Here is an 11,966-nt window from a genome sequence, read left to right as displayed (position 1 = left end):
CATTAAACAAAAGCCCCCGCCTTTCGGCTAGGGGCTTTGTCAGCAGTCTGAAACCACTGATTTCAGTGGTTTTTTTTTGCCGTAATGAAAGTAGAGCTGAGCTGTCGTGTAAAGCCTGATAGGCTTAAACGGCGCGTTGCTGTGGCCTCTCGCCAATGGGAGGCGTCGATTGGTAAACACCCCAATCCGGGGTGGGTCAGGAAGCCTTGCCATGTCGGATCTCAACAGAAAATCACCAGAAAGCCTGCAGGATCGCCTTGATCAGGTGCAGGAGTTGTTGAATCGTCACCGACTGGTAGAGGATCTGGTGCATAAGCAGGATGGTCAGCACCAGGAACTGGTTGAGCACGTAGTTCACCAGCAGAACCTGGTTGAGTTGCAGCGCAAGCTGGATGAGCTGCACCCTGCGGACGTCGCCTACATACTCGAATCCTTGCCGCTGGATGAGCGCCTTGCTGTTTGGCAGCTGGTCAAGGCTGAGCGCGACGGCGATATTCTGCTGGAAGTGTCCGACGCCGTCCGTGAAACCCTGATTGCAGATATGGATAGCCACGAGATCATCGCGGCTGCCAACACCCTTGATGCGGACGAATTGGCTGATCTGGCTCCAGACCTGCCGCGTGACGTTGTGCGCGAGCTGATGGATAGCCTGGACGCCCAGCAGCGCGACCGGCTGAAGTCAGCCTTGTCCTATGATGAGGATCAGGTTGGCGCGTTGATGGACTTCGACATGATGACCATTCGCGATGATGTCAGCCTGGAAGTCGTCAGCCGTTATCTGCGTCGCTTCGACGCCTTGCCGGACCATACCGACAAGCTTTTCGTGGTAGATACCGAGGGCCTGCTCAAGGGGGTTCTGCCGATCAAGAAGCTGTTAGTCAGCTCTCCGGATGCGCTGGTGGCGGATGTCATGTCTGATGATCCGGTGGTCTTTGATCCGGCTGACGATGCGGGTGACGCTGCGCAGGCGTTTGAGCGCTACGATCTGGTGTCTGCTCCTGTTGTGGATAATCTCGGGCGCCTCTGTGGGCGTCTGACCATCGATGAGATGGTCGACTATATTCGCGAGGAAAGTGAGGCAGAGGTGCTGAATGCGGCGGGTCTGCGCGAAGAGGAAGACATCTTTGCCTCGGTCTGGAAATCGGTGCGCAACCGCTGGGCCTGGCTGGCAGTCAATCTGTGTACCGCGCTCATTGCATCTCGGGTTATTGGTTTGTTTGAGCATGCTATCGAGCAACTGGTGGCCTTGGCAGCCCTGATGCCGATCGTGGCAGGCATCGGCGGCAACTCCGGTAATCAAACGATCACCATGATCGTGCGTGGGATCGCTACCGGGCAAGTTCAGGTCGCGCATGGGCGGCGCCTGTTGCGCAAGGAAGCGGGTGTTGCCTTGATCAATGGTGTGTTCTGGGGCGTCGTGCTGGCCGCGATCGCCTTGCTTCTGTACGGCAATCTCTCGTTGGCGGTGGTGCTGATGGCGGCGATGACGCTGAATATGTTGCTGGCCGCTTGTATGGGGGTATTCATTCCTTTGATAAGGCTGCGGCTGGGTGGTGATCCTGCGCTGGGTTCCAGCGTGCTGATTACCGCGATTACAGACAGTGGCGGCTTCTTTATCTTCCTTGGTCTAGCCACTCTTTTCCTGCTCTAGTGGGGCCTGGCTGGTGCTTACTTGGGTGTCGCGTTGATTGCCTAAAATGTCACATCAGGATACATTAGGCCGTTTTTTCGCGTGGGAGTCCTGTCGAGAGACGGCGTGATCTGCCAAACACCCACTGATGTTTTGCCAGCTATATAAGCAGCATGGATTAACCATGCCCAGAGTTGCGGGAGAAAAAATGGAATCTAATAATCTGGTTCTTGAAGGCGTGGAGCTTATGCTCCTCGGAATGGGGGCCGTGTTCAGCTTCCTGATTCTGCTGGTCATCTGTACCAGCATCATGTCGGTCATCCTGTCGCGTTATTTTCCTGAGGCGTTGCCGGCGGCCAAGCCTGTGCGCAAGAAGGCTGGCGCGGCACCTGCCAGTGTAGACCCCGATGTCGTTGCTGCCATCGGTGCTGCGATCAAGCAGCACCGTGCGCGCCAGCGCTCCTGAATTTTCCGTTTCGCGGTTTTCACCATTAAAAATCAAATAAAGGCCATAACACTATGACCGACACTAAAAAGCCTCTGGGCATTACTGATGTCATTCTGCGCGACGCGCATCAATCGATCCTGGCGACCCGCATGCGCCTGGAAGATATGCTGCCGATTGCTGGCAAGCTGGATCAGGTGGGCTTCTGGTCCGTTGAGTCCTGGGGCGGTGCTACTTTTGATGCTTGCATCCGTTATTTGGGTGAAGATCCATGGGAGCGTATTCGCGCTCTGAAAAAGGCCATGCCGAATACTCGTCAGCAGATGCTGCTGCGTGGTCAGAACCTGCTGGGCTACCGCCATTACGCCGATGACGTCGTCGAGAAGTTTGTCGAGCGTGCTGCGGTTAACGGCGTAGATGTATTCCGCGTCTTCGATGCGATGAACGACCCGCGTAACCTGGAGACGGCCCTGAAGGCGGTCAAGAATCAGGGCAAACACGCTCAGGGCACTATTTCCTATACCACCAGCCCGGTTCACACCTTGCAGATGTGGGTCGATCTGGCCAAGCAAATTGAAGACATGGGCGCCGACTCCATTGCCATCAAGGACATGGCTGGCATCCTGAACCCGTATGTTGCCTTTGATCTGGTCAGTCAGTTGAAGTCGACTCTGAGCATTCCGGTGCACATGCAGTGCCACGCGACCGCCGGTCTTTCGACTGCGGCGATCATGAAGGCCGCTGAAGCCGGTATCGACAACGTCGATTCCGCTATCTCTTCCATGTCCATGACCTACGGCCATTCGCCGACCGAGTCCGTGGTTGCGATCTTCCAGAACTCTGAGCGTGACACTGGCCTGAATCTGGAGCTGCTTGAAGAAGTCGCAGCTTACTTCCGTGAGGTACGGAAGAAGTACGCCAAGTTTGAAGGCAACCTGAAAGGCGTGGACTCCCGCATTCTGGTTGCTCAGGTGCCGGGCGGCATGCTGACCAACATGGAAAACCAGCTGAAAGAGCAGGGTGCAAGCGATAAGTTTGACGCTGTACTGGCAGAGATTCCGCGTGTTCGTGAGGATCTGGGCTTTATCCCGCTGGTAACACCGACCTCGCAGATCGTTGGCACCCAAGCGGTCATCAACGTTCTGACTGGCGAGCGTTACAAGTCCATCACCAAAGAAACGGCTGGCGTGCTGAAAGGCGAGTACGGTGCTGCACCGGCGCCGTTCAATGCCGAGCTGCAGGCGCGCGTTCTGGATGGCGCTGAAGCTATCACTTGCCGCCCTGCCGATCTGCTCGAAGCAGAAATGGACAAGCTGACTGCCGAGCTCAAAGGGCTGGCCAGCGAGAAGGGTATCAAGCTCGCCGAGAACGAAATCGACGACGTGCTGACCTATGCGCTGTTCCCGCAGATCGGTCTCAAGTTCCTGGAAAACCGCGGCAACCCAGATGCGTTCGAACCGGTGCCGACCGGTAACGAGCTGCCGGCGGGCGCCAAGTCTGCTGGCCCTGAGGCTTACACTGTCAGCGTTAACGGCAAAGAGTATGTAGTCCAGGTTACCGAGGGTGGCAACATCTCCGGTATCAAGCCGCTTGGTGACGCTGCTGCGCCTGCCGCTGCCAGTGCTGCACCGGCTGGGGATGGCGAACCGCAGGGCGCGCCGCTGTCTGGCAACATCTTCAGGGTTCTGGTCGCCCCTGGTGATCAAATCGAAGAAGGTGAAGTGGTCATGATCCTTGAGGCGATGAAGATGGAAACCGAAGTGCGCGCTGTTCGTGGCGGCACAGTCGTATCCGTTGACGTCAAGGTTGGCGACGCTGTGGCCGTCGGCGACACGCTGCTGACCATCGGTTAAGGGGGAGACTAATGGATAAGCTCCTCCAGCTCTGGCAGACAACTGGTATCTATCACATGGCCTGGGGTCAGGCAGTGATGATTGTTGTGTGTTTTGGTTTGATCTACCTGGCGATCCGCAAGGGCTTTGAGCCGTTGCTGCTGATTCCGATCGGCTTTGGCGGCATTCTGGCGAACCTGCCGGTTGCCAATATGGCCGAGGGTTCAGGCATCCTGCATATGATCTATGAAGTCGGTCTGCCGACCAGCGTATTTCCGCTGCTGATCTTCATGGGCGTAGGTGCGATGACTGACTTCGGTCCGATGCTCGCCAATCCGCGCACCTTGCTGCTCGGTGCTGCTGCGCAGTTTGGTATTTTCGGCACGCTGCTCGGCGCGCTGGCGCTGACGTCTGCGGGGATTCCCGGCTTCGAGTTCACCATGAAGGAAGCGGCCTCTATCGCCATTATCGGTGGTGCTGACGGCCCGACATCTATCTTCGTGACCTCCAAGTTGGCTCCTGATCTGCTTGGTCCCATTGCCGTTGCCGCGTACTCCTACATGGCCCTCGTGCCGCTGTTGCAGCCGCCAATCATGCGTGCCCTGACTAGCCAGAAAGAGCGCAGCATTGTCATGACTCAGCTGCGTGTGGTCAGCAAGGCCGAGAAGATTATCTTCCCGCTGCTGCTGCTGATGCTAGTTGCGCTGCTGCTGCCTGATGCAGCTCCGCTGGTTGGTATGCTCTGCTTCGGTAACCTGATGCGGGAGTGCGGTGTGGTTGAGCGTCTGGCTGATACTAGCCGTAATGCCCTGATCAACATCGTAACTATTGCTCTGGGTCTGGCTGTTGGCTCCAAGCTGTCTGCTGAGTCTTTCCTGCAGCTCAAGACCCTCGGTATCTTGGTGCTGGGTATGGTTGCGTTCTGTGCGGGTACTGCAGCAGGCGTATTGATGGCGAAGCTGCTGAACCTGTTCAGCAAGAGCCCAATCAATCCGCTGATTGGTTCTGCTGGTGTTTCGGCGGTGCCAATGGCTGCTCGGGTATCCAACCGGGTCGGCCTGGAAGCCAATCCGCAGAACTTCCTGCTGATGCACGCGATGGGCCCGAACCTGGCTGGTGTAATCGGCTCTGCGGTGGCAGCAGGTATTTTGCTGAACTTCGTAGGTTGATACTGGCAGGCAATAAAAAACCCGCTCAATGAGCGGGTTTTTTTATGCCTGCAGTCGTGTAGACGGCGCCTGCACGGGAGCTAAGGGAAAACTGTTATCTCCAGCTCAGGCCTGCTCGTTGGCTAACAGGGCGAGCAGGGCATTTTGCTGACGGCGACTCATGTCGCGGAAACGCACCAGTAGCTCGCGCTCGGGGCTGCTAAGGCCTTCTGCGTCCTGAGCGTTGAGCAGCTTGCGAGACGGTTGGTTCTGCTCCGGCAGCGTCGGGAGGTCAAGCAGACTGTGTTCCAGTCGAGCGATGATCTCCGAGTTCATGCTGCGATGATGCTGCTTGGCAACGTCGGCGATGCGGTCGCGCATCCCTTGGGGCAGGCGAACTACGAATTTGTCGGCGGTTCGGCTGGTGTAGTGTTGGGTAGCTGTTTTCATGGGGCAATAATAATCGCTTGGCTGAATAAGTCGACGCCGGCCAAGTGCCGCAAGTTGAGCGGAGGCGGCCAGAGCCGTTGCGTTGCTAGTTACCTAGGGTATAGACAACTTTTGCACTATTAGTGCCCTAGTAGACCTGTTTTTTGTGTATCGCGCTATACCGTGACAAAAAAATGTCTCTAAAATGTGACGGGTTTACGACGAATGGCGCTTTGCTATTGTTCTGATCTTATCGTTGCATCGGTGGAATTTCGCTGCGACCTTCGGGTAAGATTCGTGCCTTCCAAGGAAATTCAATAGGTTGGCTTTGCCACCTGCTCAGTATTTGCGCTTGTAGCTCAGCTGGATAGAGCAACCGCCTCCTAAGCGGTAGGTCCCCGGTTCGAATCCGGGCTCGCGCACCATCTTCAAATGGCTGGTCCCGGTCTCCTCATCACTGCCAGCGTGGCAGTAGGCGGCGGGAACGCTTTGTTTGCAAGCGTGTCGACTATGCTGCTAGTGGTTTATCAAGCTGCTGGCTAGCTACTTCCAGAGATTGCCACAGGAGTCCGCATGTCCCGAGCACTGACTGCCTTTTCCTCACTGTACTTCGCGACGTTGCTGATGCTGCTGGGCAGTGGTCTGTTGAGCACCTATCTTGGCCTGCGATTAGCTGCCGATGGTGTCAATGAGTTGTGGATTGGTTTGCTGATGACAGGTTACTACGGTGGCCTGGTTCTTGGGGCGTCGATAGGGCATCGCTTGATCGCCAGGGTAGGCCACATTCGCGCTTTTGTTGCGAGTGCTGGGCTGGTGACAGCATCGGTGTTGTGTCATGCGTTGTTTGATAGCGTGATGGTGTGGCTGGTACTGCGCTTGCTGGTAGGTATGGCTATGATGTGCCAGTACATGGTGCTGGAGAGCTGGTTGAACGAGCAGTCCGAATCGCACCAGCGCGGGATGGTGTTTGCCAGCTATATGGTTGTCACCTACTTGGGATTGGTGCTCGGCCAAGTCGTTTTTGCGGTGAAGCCAGAACTTTCTCAGGATCACCTGCTGTATGTCGCAATGTGTTTCTCGCTTTGTCTTGTTCCTGTCGCGACCACGCGCCAGATTCACCCTGCGCCGTTGCGCCCGGCACCGCTTAAGGTGCGTCTTTTTGTGCAGCGGATTCCCCAGGCGCTGACTACGATTGCGGTTGCCGGCCTGATGATGGGCGCATTTTATGGTATGGCGCCGGTATTTGCCCGCTCGGTGGGCTTGCCCACGTCGGAGATCGGTATGTTCATGGCGGTGACCATTTGCGCGGGTCTTGCGGCGCAGTGGCCGGCTGGCTGGTTGTCTGATCGGATCGATCGGAGCCAGTTGATTCAGCTCAATGCCACGATACTCACTGCGGTATCTGTGGTGATGGCGATTGGGTTGATACCTAGTGGGGGCTTGATCTTCCTGACGGCCATATTTGGCCTTATGGTGTTTACGCTGTACCCGATGGCGGTGGCGCTGGCGAATGACCATGTTGAGCCTGACGATCGCGTGCCGCTGTCGGCGATGCTGTTGGTGACCTTCGGGCTCGGGGCGAGCGTAGGGCCTTTGGTCAGCTCGGCGCTGATGAAATGGCTCGGCTCCGGCATGCTGTATATTTTCATGGCTGGTTGCAGCGCGATTCTGGTTTTCCGAGTGAGAACTTCTGCGGTTACTGGGGATAACCTGGTAGAGGCGGCACCGCTCCAGTTCATGCCCGCAGCCGGTAACCTCGCCAGCTCACCGTTCTCGGCTGCCATTGACCCTCGCGTTGAGGAAAGTGCGGTGATCGAACAGATGCAGGAAGAGGTCGAGCCGGATTGGTCACCGGCGACACCCGAGCAGGACGCTGATCAGGATGATCATCGACCTGGTTAGAACAGGTCTTCTTTCTCCAGCCTGCGCGCTTCTCTTTGCAGATGATTTACAAAGCGGTCAACGCTGCGCTGCGCTGCGGCAGTCTGTTGTTTGAACATCAGGCCAACGTGTGTTTCGTTTGCGTCCTCGCGAAAGACCACGTGGCGTACTTCTGTAATGACGTCAATGCGTCCGGCGTCTGGTAGGTGCATGACGCTGTTGCATTCCTCTCCCGGTTGCAGTGCCTTGGTCAGATCGCCCTCGAGGCGAACTTTGCAGCCGGTTGCTGACAGATCCATCAGATAGCTGGTAAGGCGGCGCTCTCGCTCCGGGTGTGACATCTGTACAGCGATATCTGCAGTGCGACGCACGCTGGCTCGGAAGGCGCCGCGCTTCTGATGGTAGATCAGCTCTTCAGGCAGGGGGATTTCGTACGCTGGTGCATCGTCTAGTACTACCGGGCTTGCTCCGACGCAGTTCCAGCGCATATGGATGCCTTCATGCCAGGCGTCGATACGGAATGCTTCGCCTTGTGCGGCGTAGCGATCGCCCTCGCGCGGGATCATCTCGTCAATCCACAGGGCGCGTTTGTCAGCGTCAACATTGACGATGAAGCTTTGGAATTTCTGCGCTCGGTCGATGAACGTGACGGTCAGTGCGTCGCGGGACTGCATCAGCGTGCGTAGCAGAGAAAAAATCTCCACTGGGGCGCGAACTTCTCTCGGTGGCTGGGGACCAGTTTCTTGTGAGAATAGGTTGGACACGTCAGCTTCTCATTCTGATTCGTAATAGCGGGCGTAACTATACCGTGGACGCTGCGGTAATGATATTTGCGATTAGGCTTTGCTCAGGTCTCTCGATATGCCCGAACGGCTGCGATTGCCCAGTTGGTCATATATGCCGCTTCCCGGTTCGCCTTGATTGCGCAGCAGGTCCAGCATGGATCGGGTGTTGTGCTGGCTGTGAAAAACCAGTCGCGCGTTGCGATCATTGGCCTGCTTGCATTGCGCCAAGGCGGCCAGAAATTGCTGATATTGCTGTTGCAGTGCTTCGTCTGCACTCTGTTCAACGTGCTGAGCTAGGCCGTCGGTAGCAATGTTGTTCGCTTGGCAGTAGCGTTTGATCTCCTGATCATGGGTGATCAGGCTTTCGGCAAAGGGGCGTTTTTGTTCGAGGAGTTGTTCCAGTGCGGCCATGTCCTGCTTTGCCAGGGCCTCTCGTTCCTGCTCCAGAAGCGCCAAATATTGCTGGCAATCCTGTTCAGCCGATTGGAAGCGTTCTTGCAAAGGGTGCATGGCGTGTCTCCTGACTGTGGCTGACCCGTGAGGGCTTAGTCGAAGAGTACAGCCAGCGTCCGTTCCTGACTACTGGCTATTAGCTTTCAAGACTCAGCAGTTTGTCCGCGATGCGGCTGCTGTCGACTTTGTAACTGCCATCGGCGATGGCCTGCTTGATCTGGCTTACGCGCTCGTTATCCACTTCGGGCAGATCGCGCAATTTTTCCTCAATGGCCTGCAGTTGCTGTGCTTGCGCGCTGAGATTGACCGAGGAGTTGGACTCGCTCTGCGTGCTTTGCGGTGCAGATTGCTGGCCGGCAGTGTTGTCGACCGATGCTGCTTCACGCTTGCCTGCTGCGCCTGCGGTCTGGCCGCTGCGACCTGCGCCGTTAGGGCCGTTGGGCGAGTTGAAGTCAATGACCATGGTGAAATCCTCAAACTGTAAAATCTTCTCTAGCCGCTGTAACGGCAGCTAGAGGGAAAACTTTAGGAAAAAATAGTGTGAAGATCATCACGGAGTAAGAGGCCGGCCATGGCAGCCACATGCCAAGCCTCTCCGGGATAATCACATTCCTACTTCCACCTGTCCAGGGCCGGTGACACGGGCTCGGACGACCCGGTTGGAGCGGGTGTTACGCACCCGAATCTGGGCGCCAAGTGTACCATCTTCCAATGCTTCGCCGGGCATGCGCACGTTTACGCTGCTGTTGCCTGCGCTTATTACCACCTTGTCACCGCGCTGTACCAGTCGGTTTTGCTCCAGCTGAGCATGCCCGAGTACGGTGTCAGCGTTGACGTTACGTTTCATCTGCATGCCGATGGCCTGGGCGGGGTCAAGCAGGTAGTTGTTTCCGAGCAATCCGGTATCCCGCTCTGCCAGACGAATATCCTGGGCGCTGATAACGCTTTTGCGTTGCAGGGGGCGGGTGCTCACCACTACCTGTTGATAGAGGCTGACTTGGGCTGGCACAAACAGCCGCCAAGGGGAGGGGCCGTTGCAGGTAACCCGCACAGTGACTCTGCCCACCGGTATCTCGGGGCTCTCAAGCTGCGCGCTCAGGGCGTCCTCAGCACACAGCGGAAGACGCAACCTCGCGTCAAGGCGGCTGATTTGAACCTCATGGCGTGGCTCGCCTCCCAGCGTGCTCGCATACTGAGTCACTTCCTGCTCAAGATATGTGCTGGTCACGCCGATAAGCTGATCGATAAGCGGGTTGGCGCTTGCGCTGGCGGAAAAAAATATCGCCAATACCGCGCACCCGGTGATAAAACGCATACAATTACCTACAAACAGTTGGGTGATGTCCGTCAGATTACTGTCGTCTATCGATGGACCTGCATGAAGCATGCCGTTTCACCCGATTCAAACATGAGGAGCAGTCCATGGCTGGTGTGATGGATTCAGTCAACCAACGAACCCAGTTGGTAGGCCAGAACCGACTCGAACTGCTGCTGTTCAGGCTGGCCGGTAATCAGTTGTACGGCATCAATGTCTTCAAGGTGAAGGAAGTGCTCCAGTGTCCGCGGCTGACGGCGATGCCTAAGCTGCATCCAGTGGTGCGCGGAGTAGCACACATCCGCGGTGGCACTCTGCCGATTCTTGACCTTAACCGGGCGACCGGTGGCCCCGGCCTTGATGATCTTGAGACTGCCTTCGTCATTATCACCGAGTACAACTACAAGGTTCAGGGTTTTCTCGTGCGTTCGGTAGAGCGCATCGTGAATATGAACTGGTCCGAGATCCATCCGCCGCCAAAGGGCACGGGCCGCGAGCATTACCTCACGGCAGTGACCCGGGTCGATAACCAAATGGTAGAAATCATCGACGTCGAGAAGGTCTTGGCGGAGGTGGTTCCGGCTAACGAGAAAGTCTCCGAGGGTGTGGTTGATGCCGGTACCCAGGCCGAGGCAGTTTCGCGGCGAGTGCTCATCGTCGATGACTCATCCATTGCTCGCAAGCAGGTCATGCGCTGTCTTCAAGAGATTGGTGTCGAGATTGTCGCGCTGAACGACGGTCGTCAGGCTCTTGACTGGCTCAAGGCGCGGGCAGATGAAGGTGAAGATGTCAGTGAGTCTCTGTTGATGATGATCTCGGATATCGAGATGCCAGAGATGGATGGCTATACCTTGACTGCCGAGGTTCGTAATGACCCGCGTCTGAACAAGTTGCACATCATGCTGCACACCTCGCTGTCCGGGGTGTTCAACCAGGCGATGGTCAAGAAGGTCGGGGCGGACGATTTCCTGGCCAAGTTCAAGCCGGACGACCTGGCTCAGCGGGTGATCGCGCGGTTGCACTCCCTGCGCGGCGATGCCGATGGGCAGGCCTAGCAACATGGATTCAATTGAGACAAGGCAGGCTTCGTGACATTGGCGAATCAGGATTTTCAGCTGTTCCGGGACTTTCTGGAAAAGGCGTGCGGCATTGTGTTGGGGGACAACAAGCAGTATCTGGTGTCTAGCCGACTGAACCGCCTGCTCGAGCAGGAAGGTATCGCGAATCTCGGGGAGTTGGTCAAACGAATCCAGTCGCAGCCGCGCGGCGGTCTGCGTGAGTCTGTCATTGATGCGATGACGACCAACGAGACTCTCTGGTTCAGGGACGTCTATCCGTTCGACGTGCTTAAAAACAGGTTGATTCCGGAGTTCATCAAGAACTCGCCCGGCCAGCGTCTGCGGATTTGGTCAGCGGCCTGTTCGTCTGGTCAGGAACCTTACTCGCTGAGTATGGCGATTGATGAGTTTGAGCGAAGCAATCTGGGGCAGTTGCGCGGTGGCGCTCAAATCGTTGCGACTGACCTCTCGGGCGGCATCCTCAATGCGGCCAAGAGCGCTGAGTACGACAGCCTGTCTGTCGCGCGAGGGCTTTCTCAGGACCGATTGGCGCGCTATTTCGACCAGTTAGGTCCGGGGCGTTGGGCGGTCAAGCCGGCAATTCGCAATCGGGTTGAGTTTCGGGCGATGAACCTGCTCGACAGCTACTCGATGCTGGGCAAGTTTGACTTCGTGTTCTGCCGTAACGTGTTGATCTACTTCTCCGCCGATGTGAAGAAGGACATCCTGCGTCGTATCCATGCCACGCTGAAGCCCGGCGGATATCTGATGCTGGGTGCCTCTGAAGCGCTCAACGGCCTGCCTGAGCTGTATCAAATGGTTCAGTGCAGCCCCGGGATCGTTTACAAGGCGCGTTAGCCCTCGCTGTTTACTGTCTACTCCTACCTCGGAAGCCGGCATTTTATTGCCGGCTTTTCTTTTGCCGCTTTTCGCCGGAACGGTTCTGCTCTTGCCGTTTCACGGTAATGCATTGCCGCTTTTCTGACGCCG

At 56.7% G+C, this 11,966-nt stretch carries 12 protein-coding genes and 1 tRNA gene; 8 read left to right on the top strand and 5 right to left on the bottom strand.

The features are described 5' to 3' along the window. Window positions 1–211 precede the first annotated feature (211 nt). From mgtE to AAFM31_RS16255, 4 genes are all read left to right on the top strand, one after another. On the top strand, window positions 212–1,651 hold the full coding sequence (gene mgtE, locus AAFM31_RS16270) for a magnesium transporter (RefSeq protein WP_341708958.1): 1,440 nt from the start codon (window positions 212–214) through the stop codon (window positions 1,649–1,651). A 187-nt stretch (window positions 1,652–1,838) separates the two neighbouring features. Then, window positions 1,839–2,096: an OadG family protein gene (locus tag AAFM31_RS16265; RefSeq protein WP_341708957.1), complete on the top strand. Its 258-nt coding sequence runs from the start codon at window positions 1,839–1,841 to the stop codon at window positions 2,094–2,096. Window positions 2,097–2,149: 53 nt separating this feature from the next. Further along, entirely contained in the window at window positions 2,150–3,928 is a 1,779-nt protein-coding gene (gene oadA / locus AAFM31_RS16260; RefSeq protein WP_341708956.1) for a sodium-extruding oxaloacetate decarboxylase subunit alpha, read from the top strand. A gap of 11 nt (window positions 3,929–3,939) precedes the next feature. Continuing rightward, the gene (locus AAFM31_RS16255; protein WP_341708955.1) at window positions 3,940–5,076 is read left to right on the top strand and encodes a sodium ion-translocating decarboxylase subunit beta; all 1,137 of its coding nucleotides are present in this window, start codon (window positions 3,940–3,942) and stop codon (window positions 5,074–5,076) included. A gap of 105 nt (window positions 5,077–5,181) precedes the next feature. Here AAFM31_RS16255 and AAFM31_RS16250 read toward each other — a convergent pair whose 3' ends face one another. Continuing rightward, window positions 5,182–5,505 carry an Arc family DNA-binding protein gene (locus AAFM31_RS16250; RefSeq protein WP_341708954.1) on the bottom strand — a complete coding sequence of 108 codons (324 nt, stop codon included), beginning with the start codon at window positions 5,503–5,505 and terminating at the stop codon, window positions 5,182–5,184. A 327-nt stretch (window positions 5,506–5,832) separates the two neighbouring features. Between AAFM31_RS16250 and AAFM31_RS16245 the strand changes: the two genes are divergently transcribed. Beyond that, window positions 5,833–5,909: transfer RNA gene (locus AAFM31_RS16245), tRNA-Arg, on the top strand. 148 nt (window positions 5,910–6,057) lie between these two features. Then, window positions 6,058–7,386, top strand: coding sequence for an MFS transporter (locus AAFM31_RS16240; RefSeq protein ID WP_341708953.1), 1,329 nt, complete (start codon window positions 6,058–6,060; stop codon window positions 7,384–7,386). Here the strand turns inward: AAFM31_RS16240 and AAFM31_RS16235 are convergent. From AAFM31_RS16235 to flgA, 4 genes are all read right to left on the bottom strand, one after another. Then, on the bottom strand, window positions 7,383–8,069 hold the full coding sequence (locus AAFM31_RS16235; protein ID WP_341708952.1) for a flagellar regulator YcgR PilZN domain-containing protein: 687 nt from the start codon (window positions 8,067–8,069) through the stop codon (window positions 7,383–7,385). The two genes, AAFM31_RS16240 and AAFM31_RS16235, sit on opposite strands and share 4 nt — an antisense overlap. Window positions 8,070–8,201: 132 nt before the next feature. Continuing rightward, window positions 8,202–8,660, bottom strand: coding sequence for a flagellar protein FlgN (locus AAFM31_RS16230; RefSeq protein ID WP_341708951.1), 459 nt, complete (start codon window positions 8,658–8,660; stop codon window positions 8,202–8,204). Between the two features lie 79 nt (window positions 8,661–8,739). Further along, window positions 8,740–9,066, bottom strand: a complete 327-nt coding sequence (gene flgM, locus AAFM31_RS16225; RefSeq protein ID WP_341708950.1) for a flagellar biosynthesis anti-sigma factor FlgM — start codon at window positions 9,064–9,066, stop codon at window positions 8,740–8,742. A gap of 141 nt (window positions 9,067–9,207) precedes the next feature. Then, entirely contained in the window at window positions 9,208–9,918 is a 711-nt protein-coding gene (gene flgA, locus AAFM31_RS16220; RefSeq protein ID WP_341708949.1) for a flagellar basal body P-ring formation chaperone FlgA, read from the bottom strand. 107 nt (window positions 9,919–10,025) lie between these two features. Between flgA and AAFM31_RS16215 the strand changes: the two genes are divergently transcribed. Beyond that, a complete protein-coding gene (locus tag AAFM31_RS16215) occupies window positions 10,026–10,973 on the top strand; it encodes a chemotaxis protein CheV (RefSeq protein ID WP_341708948.1) in 948 nt (315 codons plus the stop codon). A gap of 33 nt (window positions 10,974–11,006) precedes the next feature. After that, window positions 11,007–11,834, top strand: a complete 828-nt coding sequence (locus tag AAFM31_RS16210; protein ID WP_341708947.1) for a protein-glutamate O-methyltransferase CheR — start codon at window positions 11,007–11,009, stop codon at window positions 11,832–11,834. Window positions 11,835–11,966 lie beyond the last annotated feature (132 nt).

This window comes from Halopseudomonas sp., from assembly GCF_038130085.1.
Classification (GTDB): domain Bacteria; phylum Pseudomonadota; class Gammaproteobacteria; order Pseudomonadales; family Pseudomonadaceae; genus Halopseudomonas.
Note: the sequence above shows the minus strand (reverse complement) of the source record. Positions and strands in the feature narration are given on the sequence as shown.